The organism is Streptococcus pseudopneumoniae (assembly GCF_001076775.1).
Classification (GTDB): Bacteria; Bacillota; Bacilli; order Lactobacillales; family Streptococcaceae; genus Streptococcus; species Streptococcus pseudopneumoniae_G.
The window spans coordinates 78468-104122 of the sequence record NZ_JVGV01000016.1 but is presented as its reverse complement, the minus strand read 5'-3'; the positions used below and the strand labels follow the sequence as shown (position 1 = coordinate 104122).

The window sequence follows — 25655 nt, the reverse complement described above, 5'->3', positions numbered from 1 at the left end:
CCTACCAATTTTTTACTTGTTCAAAGATTTCCTCAGCTAGACTTTCACTTCTGGCAATGACTAAAATCGAGCTATCATCAGCTAAACAGCTAAAAATCTTATCCGCAAAAGTCTCGATTAACTGAGCTTTTACAAAAGCTGTATTTCCTGGAATAACTTGGAGATTGATCATCTTGTCCATCAATTCAGCTGACTCAATATTGTCTTCAGCCAGTTGCAAACTTTTTACGATTGATTTTGGCAATTCGTAGACATAGGTGTTGTCTTTCAAAGGAATTTTGACAATGCCTAGCTCTTTGATATCCCGTGATACTGTTGCCTGAGTGGCAGTGATCCCTGCCTCTTTCAAATGTTCTACAATTTCTTCTTGTGTACCGATTTGATAATCTGTCACAAATCGTCTAATTTTTTCAAGTCTCTCTTTTTTATTCATTTTTAAATTGACTATGCGCCCTCTCTACTACTTCTTCAATTTCAGCAAGAACCTGATTGCTTGCTGACTCTTCTTTTTTCAAATACGCTAAAAACTCAATATTTCCATGTCCACCTTGGATAGGAGAAAAATCCAAACCAAGAACTGAAAAGCCTTCCTCTACTGCCATAGCTGTGACAGATTCAAGAACATTCTGATGGACTTTGGCATCGCGAATAATTCCATTTTTCCCAATCTGCTCACGTCCTGCCTCAAACTGAGGCTTAACCAAAGCCACAACCTGACCCTGATTGGCCAACACACGGTGCAAGGCCGGCAAAATAAGACTGAGGGAAATGAAACTCACATCAATACTGGCAAAGATCGGTTCCTGCTCGAAATCAGTCTTTTCAGCATAGCGGAAATTGAACTGCTCCATACTGACAACTCGTGGGTCTTGGCGTAGTTTCCAAGCCAACTGATTGGTACCAACATCAACTGCAAAGACTAACTCAGCACCATTTTGCAACATGACATCGGTAAAGCCACCAGTAGAGGCCCCGATATCAATCGTGGTCGCCCCATCCACTGACAAATCAAAGACTTGCAAGGCCTTTTCCAGTTTTAAACCGCCGCGGCTGACATACTTGAGTTTTTCACCCTTAAGTTTTAGCTCAGTGTCGTCTGGGATTTTCTCTCCTGGTTTGTCAAAACGTTCTCCATTAAGGATTGCTACGACTAGGCCAGCCATTACACCACGCTTGGCCTGCTCTCTCGTTTCAAACAAGCCCTGTTTATAAGCTAGTACATCCACTCTTTCCTTAGCCATTGATTCTCAAACTTTCTACTACTTCTACAATCGATTCTATCTCAAAGAGAACCTGCTGAGCAATTTCTTCCAATTTTTCATTTGCTTGATCCAAGGTTTGGTTACAAAAGGCAATGGACTCTTCCAAGCCCAACAAGGCTGGATAGGTTGATTTTTCAGCCTGCAAATCCTTTTGAGGCGTCTTGCCGATTTCCTCAAAACTAGCGGTCACATCCAGTACATCGTCCCTGACCTGAAAAGCAAGCCCAATCAATTCACCCACAGTTTTCAGCTTCACCTGCATTTCAGGTGACAATTCTGCTATGATAGCAGCTGCTTGGAAGGGATAAGCTAGTAGTTTGCCAGTCTTATTAGCATGAATGGTCTGAAGTTCTTCCAAAGACAAATGCTGGTGTTCACCCTCCATGTCCAAAACCTGGCCTGCTACCATGCCCAGACTTCCTGAAGCTAGGGATAAGTTGGCAATCAAGTCAACCTTGATCTGACTTGGCAAATCTGCCTGCGCTATCAAGGCGTAAGGATCTAGGAATAAAGCATCTCCAGCCAAAATCGCCATAGCTTCGCCGAATTTCTTATGATTTGTCAAGCGTCCCCGACGGTAATCATCATCATCCATAGCTGGAAGATCATCATGAATCAAGCTCCCTGTATGAATCATTTCCAAGGCCGCAGCTACCTGCGCGTGAGCAGGTTTGATGGCAATATGCAAGGCTTCCAACACTTCTAACAGAAGAAAAGGTCGAATACGCTTGCCACCAGCATGAATGGAATAGAGAACAGACTCTCGCAAACTAGAGGCAAACTGCTGGTCTCCATAAAAGTCTTCTAAGGCTGACTCGACAAGAGCTAATTTTTCTTGCTTCTTCATTCAAAATCACTTTCTGTTCCGTCTTCTTGCATGACCTTGACCAAGGTCTTTTCAGCCTTGTCCAGCGTCGCTTGGAGCTCTTTTGACAAGACCATGCCCTTTTGAAAGGCAGCAATCGCATCTTCTAGAGCAATTTCACCATTTTCCAAACTTTGGACAATAGTCTCCAGTTCTGCTAGATTATCCTCAAATTTCTTTTGTTTTGACATCTTTAACCTCTAATTCTACTCGACCATCTCGCATCAAAAGCGTCACTTGGTCTTTTTTCTTCAAACTCTCAACCGAATCTACAACGGACTCTTCTTTCTTGACAATAGCATAGCCACGCGCCACGATTCGACTGGTATCCAACATCAGCAAGGCTTCCGAAAGTCGCTTGACTTCAGCAACCTTGGCATCATAAACCAGCGCCATTTGGCTACGTAGGAGCTTATCCAATTGTACAAGCCGATCCTGATAACGTTGGATTTTAGTAACAGGCGATAATTGGACTAGTCGATGCGTCCTTGCTTGTACTATCTGTTTGTTATCAGAAATCCGTGTTCGCAAACTTTGTTTCAAACGCAATTGCAGTTGATCCAAGCGTTGCAAATAACCATCATACAAGCGCTCTGGTTGTCTAAAAATAACAGACTGACTGCATTTTTTCAAAGCTTCTTGTTTCTTAGATAGGACATTTCGGACTGCTGTTGCCATCCGTTTTTCCTGATTTTGCAAATGAGCTAATAGATCCAACTTGGTCACAGGCGTTGCCAGTTCAGCTGCAGCTGTTGGAGTCGCAGCCCTTCTATCTGCCACAAAATCCGCCAAGGTCACATCTGTCTCATGCCCCACACTAGAAATAACTGGCAGACGAGATTCAAAAATAGCCCGCACCACAATTTCTTCGTTAAAGGCCCAGAGATCCTCGATGGAACCACCACCACGACCAATAATGAGCAAGTCCAAATCGTCACGTTCATTAGCACGCGAAATATTTCGAGCAATTTCCTCCGCAGCCCCTTCACCTTGAACCTTGGTCGGATAGAGAAGAATGTCCACACCTGGGAATCGCCTGCTGACGGTCGTGATAATATCTCGAATAACGGCTCCACTACGACTGGTTACCACACCAATTCTCTTAGAAAATTGGGGCAGAGGTTGCTTGAAGCGTTCTTGAAACAGGCCTTCTTCTGTTAGTTTTTTCTTGAGTTGTTCAAACTGAATCGCAAGCGCACCAACTCCATCAGGCTCTGCCTTTTCAATGATGATGGAGTAGCTACCACTTGGTTCATAGACCTGCACACGCCCAATCACATTGATTTTCATCCCTTCTTCCAGGTCGAAACCTAATTTCTGATAAATTCCAGACCAGATGGTCGCTTGAATAACTGCATGGTCATCCTTTAGGGAGAAATATTGGTGAGTAGGTCGTTTACGAAAATTGGAAACTTGACCAGTTAAATAGACCCGTTCCAAGTAAGGGTCTTTATCGAATTTCATTTTCAGATACTTGGTCAAAGTTGTTACCGATAAATACTTTTCCATCTCCACCTACTATTCATTTTCTTGCTCTTTCATGGGTATTATTATACCAAAAATATGCCTAAAAATCTCCATTTATGTACCATTATGAGGGAAAAATAAAAAAAGGAGGCAAGGCCTCCACATCTGTTTATTTGCTGTTTCGTGCTTCTTCCAAAATCTTTGCAATCTTGGTTGTCAAAAGGTCGATAGCCACTGTATTGCTGACTCCCTCAGGAATGACGATATCAGCATAACGCTTGGTTGGTTCGATAAACTGATGGTACATAGGTTTGACCACACCTAAATACTGGTCAATAACGCTATCCAAACTACGGCCACGCTCTTCCATATCACGCTTGATCCGACGAATAATACGCACATCATCATCCGTATCCACAAAAATCTTGATATCCATCAAATCACGCAGACGCTTGTCTTCCAAGACCAAAATCCCCTCAACGATAAAGACATCTTGAGGTTCTTGACGATAGGTCTTGCTACTTCGTGTATGCTCTGTATAGTCATAAGTCGGAATGTCCACCGGACGCCCTGCCAACAATTCCTTAATCTGCTCAATCATCAAGTCTGTATCAAAGGCAAAAGGATGGTCATAGTTGGTTTTGACACGCTCTTCAAAGGTCAAATGAGACTGATCCTTATAGTATGAATCATGCTCAATCATGGAAATCTTTTCATCAGGAAAATGCGATAAAATGGCTCTTGAAACACTGGTCTTACCTCCACCAGAACCACCTGTCACTCCGATAATGATTGGTCTATTTTGCATGCTATCCTCCGTTTTTTTATCCGTGGTCTATTCTATCACATTTTTTACAAAATTTATAGTCTGATTTGGATAGTCTAGGGGAAACAACACTCCCTACACCTCAGTTAGACTAGCTAAAAACCTTCCTTGGCTTGTAGAGATTGTCCCGTTTTTCTAGAATGGCTAACAATTTATCTTCTTCAAAAGCAGCTAATTCTTGTTCTGTTTGTTCGAGCTCTATAAAACGACCAAAGCGTACTTCTGTAGCCTCTTCTGGAGTTAGTAAAACTTTGACGAGGTCTCCTGTCCCAATCTCTAGAGGATGGAGAAAGTCCAGTTGACCAATCTCCACTCTTTCAGCAATTTCTTCCAATGTAAGAGCATCTTCAAGCTGTAGACCGGCTGCACTAGTACGAGTTAACTGAGACATATGAGCCGCAAAGCCAAGCTTCTCTCCCAAATCTACTGACAAGGTACGAATATAGGTTCCCTTACTGCATTTTACACGGAAAGTAAAGCGTGCAAGTTCGTCCTCATAAGAAATCGGACTTGTTCGTTCAAATTGATAAATGGTTACTTGACGTTCTGGACGCTCCACTTCCTGACCAGCACGCGCATACTCATAAAGCTTGCGACCATTGACCTTTACAGCCGAATACATAGGCGGAATCTGAGTAATAGGCCCAGTCAAGCTAGCGATTGCTTCATCAACAAGATTTTCATCCAAGGGAGATAAAACAGGTGTCTCTGCGACCACTTCCCCACTAGCATCCTCAGTCGTCGTGGAATAGCCCAGAGTGATTTCCCCCTCATAGACCTTACCCTCGTCCTGCATAAACTCGACCATGCGTGTCGCCTTGCCAACAGCAATGGGCAAAACACCCACCACATCCGGATCCAAGGTCCCACCATGACCGATTTTCTTAGTTCCCAAAATCTTACGCAGTTTAAAAACCGCATCATGCGAGGTCATGCCCGCTTCTTTTTTTAAGTTGATAATACCGTTCATATTTGCTTTCTAATTCCCTTTTCACTTTACATCAACATATTCTATCTTAGACAGATTTTAAAACTATATCAGCTCATTTTTCTAAATACTTCCTAGCTTCCTGAACATAGAAAAGCTCTGGATTTTCATGGGCGATACTTTCAAACAAACTACGGGCACGAGCTTCATCTCCTTTTAATTGGGCATTGAGAGCGCCGTAATAAGAAAACACGATTCGAGCTAGCTTACTTTCTGGTTCAGTAATGTCGAAGTAGTCGTTCGCTTCTTTATTGAACACAATATCTTTTATGGCTTGGGCTTGAGCAACAAGTGTAGCTTTGCCTCCTTTAAAATCTGGTGCCTTGGACAATTGTTCCTCAAAGAAAGCAATATCTTGCGCATCTTGAAGATGAATGGAAACTGTTAATAGTTCAAAGCTTGATATTAAAAACGCAGGGGTTCTGAATCTCTTCCAAATTTTTTTCAAATCATATTTGGACATTTTTTCCTTGGCAGCTTGAAAATCTCCTTTTAAATAAGCCACTCGACCTTGGATAATTTGGTAATTCTCACGATATGTTGCCCTAAAGGGCTTAATAGATTTTTCTGATTGAACTCTTAACATGTCTTCATATAGCTTAAGATCAATAGAATCGTGTAACACTAGAACAATAACTTTGCTTAGGACAAAACGTAGGTATAAGATCCAGATGATTAGAAGCCACATTAGTGAAACAAAAATCAGCCCGAAAATTTTTGTAGCAGGTTGATAAACTAAAAAAACTCCTATGGCTCCAATAGATATTGATACAACTGCACTAATTTGAATAATAGTCTCAATTTGTAGAAGAATATTCTCTGTCGCCCTACTTACTATTTTTTTTACTAATTTCATATATTACTCTCATTTCACTAATTCTAAATATTTCCTAGCTTCCTGAACATAAAAGAGTTCTGGATTTTCATGGGAGATACTTTCAAACAAACTACGGGCACGTTCTTCATCTCCTTTTAATTGGGCATTGAGGGCGCCATAATAAGAAAACACGATTCGAGCTAACTTACTTTCTGGTTCAGTAGTGTCAAAGTAGTCGTTCGCTTCTTTATTGAACACAATATCTTTTATGGCTTGAGTTTGTGCAACGAGTTTAGCTTTGCCTCCTTTAAAATCTGGCGCCTTGGACAATTGTTCCTCAAAGAAAGCAATATCTTGCGCATCTTGAAGATGGAGAGAAACTTTTAATAGTTCAAAGCTTGATATTAAAAATGTATAGTTTCTTAATCTACCCCAAATTTTTTTCAAGTCATATTTGGACATATTTTCCTTAGCTGATTGAAAATCTCCTTTTAGATAAGCCACTTGTCCCTGAATAAATTGAAAATATTCTTGATACGTTGCCCTATAAATCTTAATCGATTTCTCAGATTGAACCCTAAACATGTCTTCATAGAGTTTAATATTAATAGCATCATTTAAGATTAGATAAACAACTTTGCTAGATACAAATCTTAAATAAAATACAAAGACAAGAGCAAAAAAGTCAATAACTAATAATATGAGTCCCAATATTTCCAAATTGCTTTGAAATACTAAAAATACTGCCATCGCATCAACAACTAAGACTAAAAATACGCAAATTAGAATAACCCTATCAAGTTGTAAAAGAGTGTTTTCTGTCGCCGAACCAACTATTTTTTTTACTAATCTCATATATTACTCTCATTTCACTGATTCTAAATATTTCTTCGCTTCCTGCACATAGAAAAGCTCTGAGTTTTCATGTGCTATGCTTTCAAACAAACTACGAGCACGAGCCTCATCTCCTTTTAGCTGGGCATTGAGAGCGCCGTAATAAGAAAACATGATTCGAGCTAGCTTACTTTCTGGCTCAGTAATGTCAAAGTAGTCGTTTGATATTTTATTGCAATAGATATCAACAATAGCCTTTAAACTCAAAATTTCTTCCTGATATTTAAAAATTTTTGATTGAAAGTTACTTGTTAGACCTTCAATTTCTACCATCAATTCTTGCAATTCCATACAATCATTCAAATGAACCAAGTTTAGGATACTATAATACTTGATATTAAAAACATAGTACAGATTTTGGGATTTTTTTAGATTACTATTTTTTATTTTATTCAGCAATTCTAAACTATCTTGGAATAGTCCTCTATAAAAGGATACTTTTGCATTTGCCAAATATTTGGGAAGAATCTGAACATTTCTATTTAAAGAATTTGCATCAGCTCTAGCAACTATATCCTGATACTTTGCTAAATTGATATCTTGAGATAAAATATCAATTAAAACCTTATCAAGTAATAGTTTAGATAGAAGAATAAACAATATAAGAAGGACAAGAAATAATGTTAATACCTTTGTGTAAGTGGTCGATGAATGGTTAAAAATATAGACATAAGCAATTACTGTTGAAAACACTAAAAAATACAGCAAATATTTAAATATAATTTTAAGAAAAATTAATTCTATTTTATCAGCTGACCATGTTCTAATAATTTCTATAGCTCTTTTCATATAACACTCCATAACTAGTTATTAAATAACGCAGTAATTCCTACAAATAATGCAGCTACAGCAGTTGCTGCCTCACCAACCCCAGTAGAAAAAGCAAGAATCGTCCCAACTGTTACAATAGAAAGTCCAATCGTTTCAACTGGATGCTCTACAACCCAATTAAAAGCACTACCAACTACCTCACCAGTTGTATTTGAAATTTGGGTGAGATGATCCACCGTTCTTACCCCCGTCTCATTAGTCGTTTTAACTGTTGCGTAGTCTTGTTGGACCTGGTTACTCTCTTTTACTTAATTTAAACGAAAGGTACTAGGAAACATTATTACTTCCTAAATATTTCTTCGCTTCCTGTACACAAAAGAGTTCTGGATTTTCATGGACGATACTTTCAAACAAACTACGAGCACGAGCTTCATCTCCTTTTAATTGGGCATTGAGAGCGCCATAATAAGAAAACATGATTCTAGCTAACTTACTTTCTGGTTCAGTAATGTCGAAGTAGTCGTTCGCTTCTTTATTGAACACAATATCTTTTATGGCTTGAGCTTTAGCAACGAGTTTAGCCTTACCATCTTTCGAATCTGGCGCCTTGGACAATTGTTCCTCAAAGAAAGCAATATTTTGCTCATCTTGAATATGGATAGAAGATAGAAAATTATAATATAATTTCTTCAATTCAAATATTTTTCTATTTTTTTTAGAAATATTAGAAAGATTGATATTTGAATATTGACTAAGTGATAATAAAAAATCTCCTCTGAGGTAAGATAATTCTCCTGTGATTAATTCAAAACTTACTTCATTAAATTTCTTATTAAACTTATTGGAATGACTAACATTGTATTCAAAGAAAAATTGATATTTCTTAAAATCAATCAAAACCACCTTCCAATATAGAAGAACTTTCCATGTCAATAAATTTAAAAAGATGCCAATAACTATAAATAATACCGACAAAAATAACAGATAACGTACTGCAATAATATTCTGTTTAAACAATAAAAACAAACCCAAAATTGCTATATAAACTGCAACAACTAATAAATATGAAGATAATCGAATACAAATATTATAAAGAAATTTTACATCTTTATTTGCTAATAATTTAATCAAGCTTTTCAATTTTATAAAAATCCTCCGAATAAAATTGTTTACTAGATTCTCTCAGTAAAAAATTTTCAAAATCACCTTCATCTTCAACTATTGTATACATTCCGTTGTTAACTATAAAATAGTCATTATTGATCATGTAGTGTCCATCGGAAAGTCCTGAAAAATCAATGTCATCTAACTTCAATTTGTCACGTTCACTAAGTGTTAAACATAAACGAAGGGCTCCCTCTTTCATATAGTCTTTAAGAGAAATTGCTGCATATCCTCCAAATGCTTGTTTTTCTGGACTAGATGAGTTTTGATTTTGAGCTGCTTTTTCTTTAATAAAAGAAGTGATTCTAAACGAACGTGATATTTGAAAACCTGGGCTAGCTAATGGTTGATCTTCAGCATCAAATACAGATAAATCATAACCTTTCTTTTTTATAGCATCTTCTACTACTGACTTAAAATCTTTTAGAACTATTTGAGCTTCATCACTTGAAACAGCATTTTCTATAAATTCCTTTAGGCCGTAGTCTTGATCAATGAAAGTAACATATTTCAATTTTTGACGCGTGTACTTAGCACCCACTTTTAATGTAACTCCCTTATCGAAAACATCAAAGACACCTACATCGGAAATATTACTATCATAGTATGAAGACTTAAGTGTTAATTCGTAGTTCAACCCCCTAGAATGATAAAACTCTTGTAATTGTTGTACTTTGGCATTATTTCTCAAGTAAGTTTGAATTTCACTGCCTAGAAATGGAGAAAGAGTTCCCGCTAATACTATAATGACTACAAATCTACTCACTTTTTGATTGTACTCAACCTTTTGATAAATCCAATCTAAATACGGAAATAAAAATAATGAAAAAATGAAACTCCAAAGGTCAATATCTTTTATAAAGTCAAAGGAAACGATCATTTTAAATCTTAGCACAAACATCAGAAAAATTGCTAAAAAAATATTGCCAATCAATAGGAATGCAATCAGACATTTCGTTCGATTTTTTGCCTTTATCACATAAGTTATACCTACAATAAGATTGGCTAAAAAGCTAATTCCGTAGCCTAAGACTGTTGGAACAAGGCCAAAAACACCAAATAATAAACTATATCTTGAGTCTGAGTCACCTACCCCTTCAATATTTAAAAGACCATATAGGAGATTAAGAAGAAACACAACTAGTGGTAAATATGCAATATAGATATCCGAAAATTTCAAAGTTTTTTTCATAGGAACTCCTGTTTCTAAGGTAATACTACTCCCCCTTCAGTGCTTCAAACTTCGCTTTCATGGTTGGATTTTTACGTGTCAATTTCTTGACAGAGACATCTTCCAGCTTATTATTAGCCAGACGGAGTTGGTTTTCAGATGTTGTTAGGAACTTTTTAACCTCTTCCATCCGTTTTATGGCCTTATCGATTTCATCGATTGCTTTACCAAAGTTGGTTGAAGCAGAGTTGTAGTTCTTGGCAAAGGCTAGTTTAAAGGCATCCAAGTCTTCTTCAAAATGCGTAATGTCAATATTTTGTTCGCGAACCAAGGCCAACTCCTGCTTGTATTTTAGGGAATTAAGCGCCGCATTTCGCAAGAGCCCAATCAACTGGATAAAGAATTGAGGACGAACCACATACATCTTTTCATACTCGTGGCTGACGTCAACAATCCCTGTGTTAAAGTAGTCGTTATCTGCCTCAAGCATAGTCACCAAAACAGCATATTCGCAGTTCTTCTCCCGACGATCCTTGTCTAATTCTTTGTAGAAATCTGCATTCTTGTGCTTTTTCTCAGTCCCGTCCGCTTCATTTTTCATCTCAAACATGATAGAAATGATTTCGACTCCATTTTCATCACATTCACGGAAGATAAAGTCTCCTTTGGAACCACTCGCAGAAACCTTGTTATCCTTCTCAAAGTAAGCATTTGGAAAGGCAAAACTGCGGACCTTGTTAAACTCACTCTCCGCATAGTGTTCCAAACTTTCCCCGATAGCTTTTGTAGATTGTTGAGCTTTGAAATTCTTATAAAATTCGACTTGTTCACTGGCTGCCTTGAGCTGGGCTTCGTAGTTTTGCTTAACAGAAGCCAAAGATAACTCATTTTCCTTTTCTTGCAAAAGTAGCTGATTTTTAACCTGATCTCGTTCTTTTTCTAGGTCAGAAAGGGTCTTTTGCAGTTGATTTTCATGTTCCAAACGCAAGGTGGCCAATTGGTTTTCCAAGGCCTGTACTTCCTTATCCTTAGCCAATAAGGCCTGATTGCTTGTCTGTTCAACCTCTTTCTTGGCCAATTCTTTTTCTGTATCAAAGTTTTGGATTTGACTCTGTAATTGCGCAATTTCTTGGTCTTTTTGAGCTAGTTTAGACTGTTGCTCATTCATGGCCTTTTGCTCAGCCAAGGCCAGTTCCTGCTTCATGCGATCGTGTAGTTCCTTATCAAACTCTGCTGTTCTCACTTGGGACAAAAGTTCAACATACTGACTTTCATTTACTGTAAAGACTTCCCCACAGTTGGGGCATTTGATTTCGTTCATATCGTTCCTCTTTCTAGACTTCTGTAACCATTATATCATGCCTGAAGGAAAATCAAAAACAGTGAGTCGAAACCCACTGTTTATCTTTTTTTACTTTAAATTTTTTCCAAGGCCAAGCGCAAATCTTCGATCAAATCATCTACATTTTCAAGTCCAACAGACAAGCGGATTTGGTTTGGTGTGACACCTGCTGCTTCTAGGTCTTTTTCTGACAATTGACCGTGAGTGGTTGTTGCTGGATGGACAACAAGCGATTTAGCATCTGCCACGTTTGCTAGATCAGAAAAGATTTCTAAATGATCAATTACCTTGCGTGCCTCTGCCTCCCCACCTTTGACATGGAAGGTAAAGATTGAGCCCACACCTTTAGGCAAGTATTTCTCAGCCAAGGCATGGTAAGGACTATCTGCAAGTTTTGGATAATTGACTTTTTCTACCTTAGGATGGTTGACAAGGAAATCAACAATTTTCTCTGCATTTTGCACATGACGTTCGACACGAAGAGAAAGTGTTTCCAGTCCTTGAAGCAAGAGGAAGGCATTAAATGGTGACAAGGCTGCACCTGTATCACGAAGCAATTGGACACGGACAGCGATAATAAAGGCTGCTGCACCCACATCACGAGTATAGCTCAAGTTGTGATAGCTTGGATCCTCGTCAACAAATTGAGGGAATTTCCCTGAAGCCGCCCAGTCAAAACGACCGCTATCGACAATCACTCCACCAATAGTCGTACCATGGCCACCGATAAACTTAGTCGCAGAGTGAATAGCAATATCTACACCGTGAGAAAAGACATTAATCAAGTAAGGTGTGGCAAAGGTATTATCCGAAACAAGTGGAATTTGGTACTTATGAGCAATCTCTGCCAATTTTTCCAAATCTGGAATATTAATCAAGGGGTTACCCAAGGTTTCAATCAGAACAAGCTTGGTATTGTCATTGATAGCTGCTTCCACTTCCTCCAAATTATCCACATCGACAAAGGTTGTTGTGATACCATAACGAGGAAGGGTTTCTTTCAAAAGATTGAAGGTTCCACCGTAAATAGTTGATGCTGCTACAACATGGTCACCTGCATGAGCAAGAGCCAAAATCGAATAAGTCACTGCGGCCATACCTGATGCTGTTGCAAGAGCTCCAACACCACCTTCAAGGGCGGCAATTCTTTCTTCAAAGGCAGCTGTTGTAGGGTTGGTGATACGAGTATAAATGTTCCCTGGTTTTCTCAAGGCAAAAAGATCTGCACCTTCCTGCGTGTCATCAAAAACAAAAGATGTTGTTTGATAAATCGGCACTGCACGAGACTTGGTAGCTGGATCCACAACTTGACCAGCGTGCAGTTGCAAAGTTTCAAATTTAAAATCACGAGTCATAAGGCGACCTCCAAATAGTTTGATTAAAGATATTGTAGCACCTTAAGGTATAGTTTACAAATATTAGTTTTCTATATTTTGATATAGTAAATAACTATTACCTTATTTTAAAAATGAAAAAAGCACGACTCAATCGTGCTCATTTTCTTAATCTACATAAGTATCTTCATTTTTATTGAGGAAGGCATATGGAAGACCCATCAAGAGGCCTCCTCCGATAAAGTTTCCGATGAAGGTTACACCCCAGTGGCGAAGCATATTTCCAATACCGAAGTTGGCAATTGAGTCAGCAGCAACACTGAATTTTACAATCGCGAAAGAAGCAAAGTTCGCAGCAATGTGCTCGTTTGTTAAGAATACAAACATGTAAATCGCTGATAAAACGAGCCATAGTTTAGCACCACCATCTTTGACCAAAACAAATGAAAGAATCGCAATATTTACGAAAATATTTGCCAAAATCGCCTCAAGCAAGATTAATTCATTTGAACGGCCTAACTTCATCTCAACAACCCCTGAGATGAAACTATCGTGAGTCAGATTTGCATAGGCTGCCGAATGAGCAAAGCCCCAACCTGCTATTAAAGCTCCGATAAGGTTGAATAAGGTACAGTAAAGTAAAATCTCAGCCGTTTTTCTCCAAGAAATTTTTTTCAAGAAACTACCAGCAGTCAAGAACATCATGTTTGATGTTACCAACTCAGCATTCAAGAAAACAATGTAGGCCAAGCCCCAAGCAAAGACAAATGGGAAGAGGAAGCGTCCACTACCTGGTGCAATTTTATTAATCAAGTCAGCCCCAACTGCACCAGCAGCAGTACTGAAGGTTAAAAATGCACCTGCGAACATAGAACGAATCGCATACTTAAATTTGCTTTGACTATAAAGACTTTCCTTCTTCTTGCAAGCAAATTCAATCTTTGAGATAAATTCTGAAGAAACCATAATAAACTCCTAAAATTTTTATTTGTGATAATTATAACATAAAATAGATATAATGAAAAGCCTTTCCTAATTGCATTTTTAATAAATTTATAAATCCAGCAATCGTTTACATTGTTTTAATAATAAGCTTTTAGAAGTTTTAGTTATTAGAATATTGAGGTTATATGGAATAACTTTTATTCCATTTAATATATTTTATTTTTACAATTTAAAAACGATTTTCTCTGCAAGCCTATTTTGTAAAAGAAAAAGAGAGAATCATTCTGATTCTCCCTGATACACTAACTCTTCTTAATCAACATATGTATCTTCATTCTTATTTAGAAAGGCATACGGTAAACCAATCAGAAGACCTCCACCTATAAAGTTAGCAATAAAGGTTACACCCCAATGTCGAAGGATATTTGGAAGATCAAAGTGAGGTACTTGATCAGCAATCATGCTGAATTTCATAATACTAAAGGAAGCAAAATTGGCAGCGATGTGCTCATTGGACAAGAAGACAAACATGGAAATAGCTGATAAAATAATCCATAGTTTGGCAGTACCATCTTTGACTAGTATAGATGAAAGAATGGCAATATTTACAAATACATTGGCAAGAATTCCCTCAAGCAGGACTAAATCACTTGGACGCGCCAATTTCTTGGCTACAAGCTTAGGAAGGAAACTATCATGGGTCAAATGCGAAAAGGCTGACGAGTTGGCAAAGGCCCATCCAGCTACCAAGGCACCAATGAGATTAAACAAAGTACAATAGAGTAAAATAATCATTGCCTTTTTCCAATCAATCTTTTTCAAAAATGCGCCTGCTGTTAAATACATCATATTGGAAGTTACCAATTCCGCATTTAGGAAGACAATATAAACCAGCCCCCAAGCAAAAACAAATGGGAACAGGAAATACCCACTACTTGGAACAATACTATTAAGTAAATCTGCACCAATAGCCCCGGCAGCTGTACTGAAGGTTAAAAAAGCACCTGCAAACATAGAACGAATTGCATACTTTAACTTACTTTGCTTGAAAAGACTTTCTTTCTTGTGGCAATAATAATCAATCTTCGAAATAAACTCTGACGAACTCATAAACGTCTCCTATTTTTTTATATTTAGTATTATAACACAAAATATTAAAATAGGTAATTGTTTTTAAAAATGATAATATTTGTATTGATTTAACATTACATAATATGTTTATAAAGCAATATAAAAAGAACCAGTAAAACTAAATGTTTACTGATTCTTTAACTATTAATAGCGCTGTTTATATGGCTGATTGAAAGCTGTTAGAATTTCTTCAGGTGTTTGTGAATAATCTTTTGTATCTTTCAAGTCACCTTTTACGATAATACGTTCTGTCGCATCATAGTCTACACATGTTACAAGTGTGATTTCATCAACACCACTACGATCATCAATCTCATCGACGCGATCTGGTGTCACATGCTTCACTTCTCGAATTTCATAGGTATAAACTTTATCCTTATCAGTTAGATAAATTTTCATCCCATTTTTAGCGCGTGCCAGTGGAGAAAAGAGCATTTGACTGGCATTTTCTGCTGTAAAGATGTGGTGGCTCGCAAGTGAATAGTTTCCTTTCCCCATCACTTGGTCACGCTTCATTGTACCAGCTCCATAGAAGAGATTGACATTATCAAGCCCCTTAAAAATAGGCAAGTTAATTTCTACCTCAGGGACAGCAATTCCACCGATAACTGGCAATTTTTGCGAATCCCATTGTGAGGATAAGACAGCTTCTGACGAGATGGCTTTTACGGAATCAAAGTCAAAATTACCTTCTGTATCTTGATTTTCTTCCAATTTTTCTTTTGATACTTGGCTGACTTGGTATTTATTGGTATTCCAAACCATGAACATATCACGAATTTTTGAATTGAAAATCAAAGCTACTGACAAGAGGATTAAAAAACCTGCCAAGATATTGATTAGTAAATTTTTACGGTTTGTTTTCTTTTTGTTCTTTTTATGAGGCATTATGCTTCACCTTCTGTTTCGTTTTCTGTCCCAACCTCTTCTTTTTCTGCCGCTGTAACCGTAGTAAAGGTTACAATTTTGGCATCTTGGTCCAGGCGCATCACTTTAACTCCCATAGTTGAGCGACCTGTTTGTGAAATATTGGCAACGTTGGTTCGAATCATGACACCTGTATCAGTGATAATCATCAAATCTTCATCACCTTTTACTGTCATAAGACCAGCAAGGGAACCATTCTTTTCAGTAATTTTAGCAGTTTGCATCCCTTTACCACCACGACCTTTAGTTGGATATTCAGTCGCAACTGTGCGCTTACCAAATCCTTTTTCAGTGATGATAAGAACCTCGTCCTGGTCTGTAATCACACTAGCACCAACAACTGTGTCCCCTTCACGAAGATTAACACCTTTCACACCAGTGGCGATACGACTCATACCACGAACTGCTGATTGATTAAAGCGAACTGCATAACCAAACTTTGTACCAATGATAATATCCGTGTCCTCTTCTGTCAGCAAGACATTAATCAACTCATCTTCATCCTTGAGGTTTAAAGCCTTAAGTCCATTTTGACGAATGTTAGCAAATTCCTTAACGCTGGTTCTCTTCACAATACCATGACGAGTTGTGAAGAAGAGGTAAGCATCATCACTGCGTTCAGACTCAACATTGATGATGGTTTGAATACTTTCGCCTTCATCCAATTTCAAAAGATTGACAATCGGCAAGCCCTTAGCAGTACGGCCATACTCAGGAATTTCATAGCCTTTCAGGCGATAAACACGGCCTTTATTTGTAAAGAAGAGTAGGTGATCATGGGTGCTAGTCGACACTAACTCACGAACAAAATCGTCATCCTTAACACCTGTTCCTTGAACACCGCGGCCACCACGTTTTTGAGCGGTGAACTCAGCTTGGTCGAGACGTTTGATGTATCCCTTGTTAGAAAGTGTAATTAAGACATCCGATTCTTCAATCAAATCTTCATCTTCGAGGCTTAAGACTTCACCGACCATCAGTTCCGTACGACGTTGATCGCCAAACTTACGCTTGACTTCGTCTAATTCGTCTTTGATGATTTGAGACACACGTTCCGGCTTAGCAAGAATATCTGCTAAATCCGCAATCAGAGCCAAGAGGTCATCATACTCAGACTGAATCTTATCGCGTTCCAAACCTGTCAAACGACGAAGACGCATATCAAGGATAGCCTGACTTTGACGTTCAGAAAGCTTAAACTTACTCATCAACTCAGCTTGTGCTTCCGCATCCGTTTCACTAGCACGGATAATACGAATCACTTCATCGATATGGTCTAGTGCTATTAAGAGACCTTCTAAGATATGAGCGCGTGCTTCTGCTTTTTCCTTATCAAAACGAGTACGACGAACAACTACTTCTTTTTGGTGCTCAATATAAGCATCCAAAATCTGACGAAGAGACAAAATCTTCGGTACCCCATTTTGAATCGCCAACATATTAAAACCAAAGTTGGTTTGCATTTGGGTCATCTTGAAGAGGTTGTTAAGGATAACGTTGGCTGAGGCATCGCGCTTGACCTCAATCACAAAGCGAACGCCCTCACGATTGGATTCATCACGTACCGCCGTAATACCTTCGATTCGTTTTTCCTGAACCAAACGAACAATATGCTCATGTACCTTGGTTTTATTTACCATGTATGGAAATTCTGTCACAACGATGCGCTCACGGCCAGTTTTAGTTTCTTCAATTTCAGTACGAGAACGAAGGACAATAGAACCTTTACCTGTTTCATAAGCCTTATGAATACCTGATTTCCCCATGACAAGGGCACCTGTTGGAAAATCTGGACCAGGCAAAACTTCCATCAAGTCCTTAGTAGTCACTTCAGGATTGTCCATGACCAACTTCACTGCATCAATGGTTTCACCCAAGTTATGAGGTGGAATATTTGTTGCCATCCCAACCGCAATACCAGTCGCTCCATTAACCAAAAGATTTGGAAAGCGCGCTGGCAATACCAAGGGTTCACGTTCATTGGCATCGTAGTTATCAACGAAATCAACTGTATTTTTATTGATATCACGAAGCATCTCCAGAGCAATCTTGCTCATGCGTGCCTCGGTGTAACGTTGGGCGGCAGCACCATCACCATCCATGGAACCAAAGTTTCCATGGCCGTCGACAAGCATGTAACGGTAACTCCACCATTGAGCCATGCGGACCATGGCTTCATAGATAGAGGAATCCCCGTGTGGGTGGTATTTACCCATGACGTCCCCTGTAATACGAGCAGATTTTTTATGGGGTTTGTCTGGAGTAACACCCAATTCATTCATTCCATAGAGAATCCGACGGTGAACCGGTTTCAAGCCATCTCGAACATCAGGAAGAGCCCGCGCTACGATAACACTCATGGCGTAATCGATAAAACTCGTCTTCATCTCCTTTGTCAGATTGACATTCACTAAATTTCTATCCTGCATTAATAAATGCCTCATTTCACTATTAGTAATTAACTATATTATACCATAATGTCCACTATATTTCAGGTATCTAAAACCACTAAAACGTTTACATCAAGAACTGAAATGCATATCCGTGACAAAGCTTTTTAAAAGTGATAGAATTAAAATAACTGGGGAAATCCCTGAATAAAATTAAGGAGATGTTTAGAATAATGACTTCAACTAAACAACACAAAAAAGTTATCCTTGTCGGTGATGGTGCTGTAGGTTCTTCTTACGCTTTTGCACTTGTTAACCAAGGAATTGCACAAGAGCTTGGAATTATCGAAATTCCACAATTGCATGAAAAAGCTGTTGGTGACGCGCTTGACCTTAGTCACGCCCTTGCCTTCACTTCACCTAAAAAAATCTATGCAGCTCAATACTCTGACTGTGCAGACGCTGACCTTGTTGTAATCACTGCAGGTGCGCCTCAAAAACCAGGTGAAACTCGTCTTGACCTTGTAGGTAAAAACCTTGCTATCAACAAATCAATCGTAACTCAAGTTGTTGAATCAGGTTTCAAAGGTATCTTCCTTGTTGCTGCTAACCCAGTTGACGTTTTGACTTACTCAACTTGGAAATTCTCTGGTTTCCCTAAAGAACGCGTTATCGGTTCAGGTACTTCACTTGACTCAGCTCGTTTCCGTCAAGCACTTGCTGAAAAATTGGATGTAGATGCTCGTTCAGTTCACGCTTACATCATGGGTGAACACGGTGACTCTGAGTTCGCTGTTTGGTCACACGCAAACATCGCTGGTGTAAACCTTGAAGAATTCCTTAAAGACACTCAAAATGTTCAAGAAGCTGAATTGATTGAATTGTTCGAAGGTGTTCGTGATGCAGCCTACACAATCATCAACAAAAAAGGTGCAACATACTACGGTATCGCAGTAGCCCTTGCTCGTATCACTAAAGCAATCCTTGACGACGAAAACGCAGTACTTCCACTTTCAGTATTCCAAGAAGGTCAATACGGAGTTAAGAATGTCTTTATCGGTCAACCAGCTGTTGTTGGTGCACATGGTATCGTTCGTCCAGTAAACATTCCATTGAACGACGCAGAAACTCAAAAAATGCAAGCATCTGCTAAAGAATTGCAAGCTATCATTGACGAAGCATGGAAAAACCCAGAATTCCAAGCTGCTTCTAAAAACTAATTTAGATAGAAATAACTCCTTGACTCATCAGGGAGTTATTTTTTATCTCTATCTTAACTAAACATTTTATGAAGTTTATGTAAAAAACAACATAACTTTAAAAGCTATCATGTCACAGTTTGGGCATAAATCCGAAAAACCACCAATTAGATCTATACTCACGTTACAAAAGGTCTGGAGTAAGCAGTGCTTGACGCACTTGATACTGTCGCATTAAATCGAAAGTAAAAAGTTTTGCCCCCTGGCACAAAAAAGACCTATCATACAGGCTAGAAAGCTTGATATGATAGGCTCTTTTTCATTTTGATTAGCGTACTGTGCGGATACGCATTGTATTTGTACGAACAGCTTCTCCAAGTGGTACACCAGCTACGATAACGATATCGTCGCCAGATTGTACAAGACCTGCTTCAACTGCTTTACGTTCAGCAATTTCGAACATATCGTCAGTTGAAGATGGAGCATCTGTCAACATTGGGATAACACCCCAGTTCAACATCAATCCACGTTCTGTCAATTCGTCGAATGTCAATGCCAAGATGTCAGCATTTGGACGGTATTTAGAGATCAAACGTGCAGTGTGACCTGTCTTAGTAAGAGTTACAACCAATTTAATATCCATTGAGTTAGTAGCATCTTTAACAGCTGAAGCCATTACTTCTGTCTTAGAGTTACGTTCAAATGAATCTGAGTTCAAGCGACCGTATTCGTTAAGAAGAGTTTGAGCGTTCTTGTCGATTGTAGCCATTGTAGTTACTGACTCAAGTGGGTATTTACCGTTTGCAGACTCACCTGAAAGCATTGTAGCGTCAGTACCGTCGATAACAGCGTTGAATACGTCTGATACTTCTGAACGAGTTGCACGTGGTTTTTCAGTCATTGTTTCAAGCATGTTTGTTGCAGTGATAACAACTTTACCTGCAGCATTGACTTTAGTGATGATCATTTTTTGGTAAACTGGAACCATTTCGAATGGTACTTCGATACCCATGTCACCACGAGCAATCATGATACCATCAGCAGCTTCGATGATTTCATCCAAGTTATCGATACCTTGTTGGTTTTCGATTTTAGCGAACAATTGAACGTGTCCGTTCCCAGTTTCTTCACAGATTGCACGAACTTCGTTCACGTCTTTTGCAGTACGTACGAATGAAATAGCGATGAAGTTGATACCTTGTTCAAGACCGAAACGGATATCGTCGTTATCGCGTTCAGCAAGAGCTGGGAAAGGAATTTTAGTGTTAGGAATGTTAACACCTTTTTGTTTAGCGATGATACCATCGTTTTCAACTTCAACTTCAAACTCACGAGTTGCATCATCTTTAGCAACCACACGAAGACCAAGTTTACCATCGTCAACCAAAACTTGACGACCAACTTCAACATCATCATAGATATCAAGAGCACCAGCAACGTTCAATGCAATCACTTCACGAGTTGATTTGATTCCTTGTTTAGTTGCAACACGGATTTTCTCACCAGTTTTGTATGAATACTCTTTAGCTTCACCTTCGAACAATTCTGTACGGATTTCTGGTCCTTTTGTATCAAGAAGGAAACCAACTTTTTTACCTGCAAGTTTTTCAGCAAGTTTAACAGTTGCCATACGGTCACCTTGTTCTTGGTGGTCACCGTGTGAGAAGTTGAAACGGAATGTGTTAGCACCAGCTTCAATCAATTTAGCAATGTTTTTAGCTGAAGCTTCAACATCAAGTTTTTCACCCCAGTATCCGTCATCACCGAATTTTTTACCACCACGGATTTCTACCGCAGGTCCCAAAGTTGCAACGATTTTTACACGTTTGTTCATGATTTTTGTGACTCCTTTATATATATGACCTTTTTGGTCTTATTAACTAAATTATAAATTATGACAAGCTCTTATTCAAGCTAGATAGCTCAAGGTCAGCCTTGTGTGGGTTGTTAACCACAATCTTACCATCTGCAGTCAAGCTAAACAATGCTCCTTCTTCTGCAGTTCCAAGGATTGGGTTTTCAACCATTTTCTCGTTACGGATACCAACCGCAACACCACCGATACCTTCTTTAAGAAGTTTAACAGCATGAGCACCCATACGTGATGCCAAAACACGGTCACGCGCAGTTGGAGAACCACCACGTTGAATATGTCCAAGTTCTGTTACACGAAGGTCGCTTGTATCTCCAGCTTCTTTTAGTTTTTGACCAAATTCAGCCGCTGACATCACACCTTCAGCCAAGACGATGATATTGTGTTTTTTACCACACTCATAACCAGCTTTGATACTTGCTACGATATCTTCCATCTTGAATCCTTCTTCAGGAATGATGATTTCATCAGCACCAGTTGCAATACCTGCCCAAAGAGCGATATCACCAGCGTTACGTCCCATAACTTCGATAACAAAAGTACGACGGTGACTTGATGACGTATCACGAATCTTATCGATAGCGTCCATAGCAGTCGTAACCGCTGTGTCAAAACCGATTGTAAAGTCAGTACCAACGATATCGTTATCGATTGTACCTGGAAGACCGATAGCTGGGAAGCCATGTTCAGTCAAACGCATAGCACCGTGGTAAGATCCGTCACCACCAATAACAACTACACCTTCAATCCCGTGTTTTTTCAATTGCTCAATCCCTTTAAGTTGCCCTTCAAGTTGAGCGAACTCTGGGTAGCGAGCTGAGTGAAGGAAAGTACCACCACGAGAAATGATGTCCCCTACTGAAGCTGCATCTAGGGGATGAATTTCACCGGCAACCATACCAGCATATCCATCATAGATACCAAACACTTCCATTCCTTCTGAAATTGCTTGACGAACAACTGCGCGGATGGCAGCGTTCATACCAGGGGCGTCTCCACCACTAGTCAAAACAGCAATACGTTTCATATTGGTTATGCTCCTTTTTCTTTTAACATTCTTACTGATTATACCACATTTACGTTGAAAATTCTTCTATTTTCCGTAATTTTAGCGATAAATCGTTTTCATAACGATTCCATTCAATTTCGCTTCTAATTCATCAGATTTAGCTACAAAATGGTTAGGAGAAACAATGGTTTTCTGTTCCTCTTCATACCTGATGATAACTGGGATTGGGCCTTTATATTGGTCTAAAATACGTGAAATTTCTTGATCCGATTCATGATTTTTTACCTGAATCCAAAAGCGTTCAGCCACTGCTTCTCTTATTTCTTGTGCAATCATTTGCAGACGACCGTCACGTGACTGGATTTTTCCTTTTATATAGTAGAAGGCTCCTTCTCTTACTTCCTGTCCAACCTGTCGATATAAATCTGAAAAGAGGGTAACATCCAATTTTTTCTTACTGTCATCCACCTGTAAGAAAGCCATATTTTCACCCTTTTTGGTACGAATTACTTTTATTTTCTGAACTTCAACCAAAATAATAGCGTAGCTATTTTCTGACAAATTTCCAATTGGGGTAATAGGGTAAATAGCCTTACTTGCAATAGCTTGTAAGGGATGTTTGCTCACTCCTACTCCTAGAAGCTCTTGTTCCATGTAGAATTTTTCTTGCTCCGACCAGTCCTCCGAATCTTGCCAACTATAGATGGTCTCTCCAAATAAGCTTCCTAACACTTTCACAAATTCAAATAGATTAGCTAAATTATTGAATACTTTTTGACGATTTTTTTCAAATGAATCGAAAAGACCAACTTTTACCAAAGGTTCCAGCAAAGGAAGTTTCAAATAATTCTCAGGTAGTTTAGCTAAAAAATCTTCAATATTAGAATAAGGTCTATGTTCAATAATCCAAAGCGCCAAATCCTTGCTGAGCCCCTTAATCGATTTCAAACCTAGATAGATAGACTTGTTGGCAATTTTATCGTGATAGGGAATAGTATTGATGGACAATGGGGCTACTTCAAAACCTGCTTCTAAGGCATCTGTTACATAATCACTATTGGCAGAATTCAACATGACCTGATAAAAAATAGCTGGATAATGTGTTTTGAAATAAGCCAATTGGAAGGCCAAGGCTGAGTAGGCATAGGCGTGTGACCTGTTAAAACCATAACCTGCAAACTTCTCCATAACATCAAAAACCTGCTCTGCTTTTTCCGCAGTATGACCAGCTTCTATGGAGCCATGAATAAAGGAAGCCCTCATCTCATGCATAGCAGAGGCATCCTTTTTACCCATAGCTCGACGCAAAATATCAGCCTTCCCAAGACTAAATCCAGCAAATCGCTGAGCAACCTGCATAACCTGCTCCTGATAGAGCATAATGCCATAAGTTGGAGCCAAAATATCCTCAAGTGCTGAATCTAGAACCGTCACTTCTTCCTGCCCATGTTTTCTTGCCACAAAATTATTGATGTAGTCACTAGCACCTGGTCGATTTAGGGAAGTAGTTGCTACGACATCTTCAAAACAGACTGGCTGAACACGCTTGAGCAAGCGAATGGCACCAGGTTGCTCAAATTGAAAGATACCTTTTGTATTACCAGAGGCAAATAAAGCTAACGTTTCTTTATCTTCCAAATCAATCTCGTTGATAACTATCTTAACACCTTCTGTTTCAGCAAGCAACTCTTGCATCTTCTGGACAAAGGTCAAATTTCGTAGCCCCAGAAAATCCATTTTCAAAAGTCCACTAGCTTCAACTCCATGAGCATCATACTGAGTCAGTGGAATTTCATCACCATGCTTCAGAGGGATGTAGTTGGTCAAATCTTGGTCACTGATCACAACACCAGCTGCATGGACAGAGGTTTGTCTTGGATAGCCCTCAATCTTGCAAGCGATTTCAAAGGCTTTTTGGTATTCTAACTTACTATTAATTTGCTGACGAAACTGAAGGTTCCCTTCATAGGCTGACTTAAGATTATCACGAAAACTGATTTTCTTGGTAATTGCAGATAATTCATACTCTGGCACACCAAAACGTTTTAAGACATCTCGAAGAGCTTGCTTAGCACCAAAAGTAGAAAAGGTAACGATTTGAGCCGCATGTTTACTGCCATATTTATTACCAACATATCTGATAAAATCTGGACGATAAATATCTGGGATATCAATATCAATATCAGGCATGGTATAGCGTTCACGATTGAGGAAGCGTTCAAAAATCAGATTTTTCTCTACTGGGTCAATCCCTGTAATGTCTAAAGCATAGGAAACCAAGCTACCAACTGCAGAACCTCGTCCCATTCCCATATAGTAGCCATTCGAACGTCCAAAACGCAGCAAATCCCAAACAACCAAGAAATAATCATCAAAGCCCATATCATGAATAACCGCCAATTCTTGGTCTAGTCGATCTTGATATTCTTTATCAGACAATCCCTTCTGAGCAAGTCCCAGTTCAGCACGCTCTCTCAACTCTTCTACGGCTGGTCTAGCTGGATTAAAACGAGGCAGTTTCAGACTCGTATCCAAATCATAAGAAATGCCTGAAATCAGCTTTTCTAAGTTTTCCAAGGCTTGAGGAAAACGTTCTTGGAATAGTTTCTCTAAAGAACTTGCTGATATAAAAACATCTTGTCTCGAACGCAAGGGAACTTCTCTGAGTGGTAGATTTTCTTTAATCGCTGTTAATACTTGAAGAACTTCTCTATCCTTACTTTCAAATGTATTGACCCGATACAATGGCAAAATAGGATGGTGAAATTCGCTGGCCAGTGTTTCTGGGTAAACCCCTATATAGTAATCACAGCCTAGATTTAACAACTCAAGCTCTTCAAAATAAGGCACAATTACCGCAATATCCTCTAGATACTGAGATAGAACTGACCAACTTTTCTCCCCCTGCATCTTGGCTGTTGAAAGCTTCATCAACTGCTGATAGCCCACACTAGATAGAGCTAAAAAGCGTAAATTCACTTCCTGATTATCTACAAACACATTCATTTCAAGCCCTAACAAAGGATGAATGCCGTATTTTTTTGTAACCTCTAGAAAGTCGAAAGCCCCATAAAGATTATCAATATCCATCATAGCCAGATGAGTGTATCCATAGTCTTTTGCTACTCTCACATACTTGTCGATTGAAATGACACTCTCCATAAAACTATAGACTGTTTTTGTATCTAGTTGTGCGATCAATTTACACTTCTCCTCTATCGTTCTCACTATATTATACCATTTTCTTAAAATTTCTATTACTATTACTGATGCTTTAATA

General features: G+C 38.9%; 23 protein-coding genes. 1 reads left to right on the top strand and 22 read right to left on the bottom strand.

All coding sequences use genetic code 11. The features are described from left to right. Position 1 precedes the first annotated feature (1 nt). The 19 genes from ADJ60_RS03985 to gyrA all read right to left on the bottom strand — a co-directional run bounded on the left by ADJ60_RS03985 (position 2) and on the right by gyrA (position 18333). Positions 2-433: an arginine repressor gene (locus ADJ60_RS03985; RefSeq protein WP_049543571.1), complete on the bottom strand. Its 432-nt coding sequence runs from the start codon at positions 431-433 to the stop codon at positions 2-4. Next, a complete protein-coding gene (locus tag ADJ60_RS03980) occupies positions 426-1241 on the bottom strand; it encodes a TlyA family RNA methyltransferase (RefSeq protein ID WP_049543569.1) in 816 nt (271 codons plus the stop codon). Before ADJ60_RS03980 ends, ADJ60_RS03985 begins: the two co-directional genes overlap by 8 nt. Further along, positions 1234-2109, bottom strand: coding sequence for a polyprenyl synthetase family protein (locus ADJ60_RS03975; RefSeq protein ID WP_049543567.1), 876 nt, complete (start codon positions 2107-2109; stop codon positions 1234-1236). The genes ADJ60_RS03980 and ADJ60_RS03975 overlap by 8 nt, the downstream gene beginning before the upstream one ends. After that, positions 2106-2318 (bottom strand): exodeoxyribonuclease VII small subunit, encoded by a 213-nt coding sequence (locus tag ADJ60_RS03970; RefSeq protein WP_049543565.1) that lies wholly within the window; start codon positions 2316-2318, stop codon positions 2106-2108. Before ADJ60_RS03970 ends, ADJ60_RS03975 begins: the two co-directional genes overlap by 4 nt. Further along, entirely contained in the window at positions 2296-3636 is a 1341-nt protein-coding gene (gene xseA / locus ADJ60_RS03965) for an exodeoxyribonuclease VII large subunit (protein WP_049543563.1), read from the bottom strand. The genes ADJ60_RS03970 and xseA overlap by 23 nt, the downstream gene beginning before the upstream one ends. A gap of 127 nt (positions 3637-3763) precedes the next feature. Further along, positions 3764-4402, bottom strand: a complete 639-nt coding sequence (gene udk / locus ADJ60_RS03960; protein WP_001181376.1) for a uridine kinase — start codon at positions 4400-4402, stop codon at positions 3764-3766. Between the two features lie 109 nt (positions 4403-4511). Continuing rightward, a complete protein-coding gene (truB, locus tag ADJ60_RS03955) occupies positions 4512-5390 on the bottom strand; it encodes a tRNA pseudouridine(55) synthase TruB (protein ID WP_049543561.1) in 879 nt (292 codons plus the stop codon). A 73-nt stretch (positions 5391-5463) separates the two neighbouring features. After that, positions 5464-6264 (bottom strand): hypothetical protein, encoded by an 801-nt coding sequence (locus tag ADJ60_RS03950; protein WP_049543559.1) that lies wholly within the window; start codon positions 6262-6264, stop codon positions 5464-5466. Positions 6265-6273: 9 nt separating this feature from the next. Next, a complete protein-coding gene (locus ADJ60_RS03945) occupies positions 6274-7080 on the bottom strand; it encodes a hypothetical protein (protein ID WP_049543556.1) in 807 nt (268 codons plus the stop codon). Positions 7081-7089: 9 nt separating this feature from the next. Continuing rightward, positions 7090-7908: a hypothetical protein gene (locus tag ADJ60_RS03940; RefSeq protein WP_065428610.1), complete on the bottom strand. Its 819-nt coding sequence runs from the start codon at positions 7906-7908 to the stop codon at positions 7090-7092. 14 nt (positions 7909-7922) lie between these two features. After that, on the bottom strand, positions 7923-8126 hold the full coding sequence (locus ADJ60_RS03935; protein ID WP_049543553.1) for a hypothetical protein: 204 nt from the start codon (positions 8124-8126) through the stop codon (positions 7923-7925). 91 nt (positions 8127-8217) lie between these two features. Further along, positions 8218-9021, bottom strand: a complete 804-nt coding sequence (locus ADJ60_RS03930) for a hypothetical protein (RefSeq protein WP_049543609.1) — start codon at positions 9019-9021, stop codon at positions 8218-8220. Continuing rightward, positions 9014-10246 (bottom strand): hypothetical protein, encoded by a 1233-nt coding sequence (locus tag ADJ60_RS03925; RefSeq protein ID WP_049543551.1) that lies wholly within the window; start codon positions 10244-10246, stop codon positions 9014-9016. The genes ADJ60_RS03930 and ADJ60_RS03925 overlap by 8 nt, the downstream gene beginning before the upstream one ends. Positions 10247-10271: 25 nt before the next feature. After that, positions 10272-11546 (bottom strand): DUF2130 domain-containing protein, encoded by a 1275-nt coding sequence (locus ADJ60_RS03920; RefSeq protein ID WP_049543550.1) that lies wholly within the window; start codon positions 11544-11546, stop codon positions 10272-10274. A gap of 95 nt (positions 11547-11641) precedes the next feature. Beyond that, positions 11642-12922 carry an O-acetylhomoserine aminocarboxypropyltransferase/cysteine synthase family protein gene (locus tag ADJ60_RS03915; protein ID WP_049543549.1) on the bottom strand — a complete coding sequence of 427 codons (1281 nt, stop codon included), beginning with the start codon at positions 12920-12922 and terminating at the stop codon, positions 11642-11644. Positions 12923-13069: 147 nt separating this feature from the next. Continuing rightward, positions 13070-13867, bottom strand: a complete 798-nt coding sequence (locus ADJ60_RS03910) for a formate/nitrite transporter family protein (RefSeq protein ID WP_000254780.1) — start codon at positions 13865-13867, stop codon at positions 13070-13072. 291 nt (positions 13868-14158) lie between these two features. After that, a complete protein-coding gene (locus tag ADJ60_RS03905) occupies positions 14159-14956 on the bottom strand; it encodes a formate/nitrite transporter family protein (protein WP_049543547.1) in 798 nt (265 codons plus the stop codon). 165 nt (positions 14957-15121) lie between these two features. Next, a complete protein-coding gene (locus tag ADJ60_RS03900; RefSeq protein WP_049543545.1) occupies positions 15122-15865 on the bottom strand; it encodes a class A sortase in 744 nt (247 codons plus the stop codon). Continuing rightward, positions 15865-18333: a DNA gyrase subunit A gene (gene gyrA / locus ADJ60_RS03895; RefSeq protein ID WP_049543543.1), complete on the bottom strand. Its 2469-nt coding sequence runs from the start codon at positions 18331-18333 to the stop codon at positions 15865-15867. The genes ADJ60_RS03900 and gyrA overlap by 1 nt, the downstream gene beginning before the upstream one ends. A gap of 194 nt (positions 18334-18527) precedes the next feature. Between gyrA and ADJ60_RS03890 the strand changes: the two genes are divergently transcribed. Beyond that, positions 18528-19514, top strand: a complete 987-nt coding sequence (locus tag ADJ60_RS03890) for an L-lactate dehydrogenase (protein WP_000204728.1) — start codon at positions 18528-18530, stop codon at positions 19512-19514. 307 nt (positions 19515-19821) lie between these two features. Here ADJ60_RS03890 and pyk read toward each other — a convergent pair whose 3' ends face one another. The 3 genes from pyk to ADJ60_RS03875 form a co-directional block, all read right to left on the bottom strand. Then, the gene (gene pyk / locus ADJ60_RS03885) at positions 19822-21327 is read right to left on the bottom strand and encodes a pyruvate kinase (RefSeq protein WP_049543541.1); all 1506 of its coding nucleotides are present in this window, start codon (positions 21325-21327) and stop codon (positions 19822-19824) included. Positions 21328-21385: 58 nt separating this feature from the next. After that, complete coding sequence (pfkA, locus tag ADJ60_RS03880; protein ID WP_020900675.1) at positions 21386-22393, bottom strand: 6-phosphofructokinase; 1008 nt, start codon at positions 22391-22393, stop codon at positions 21386-21388. An 81-nt stretch (positions 22394-22474) separates the two neighbouring features. Continuing rightward, a complete protein-coding gene (locus ADJ60_RS03875) occupies positions 22475-25576 on the bottom strand; it encodes a DNA polymerase III subunit alpha (protein ID WP_049543540.1) in 3102 nt (1033 codons plus the stop codon). Between the last annotated feature and the right edge of the window lie 79 nt (positions 25577-25655).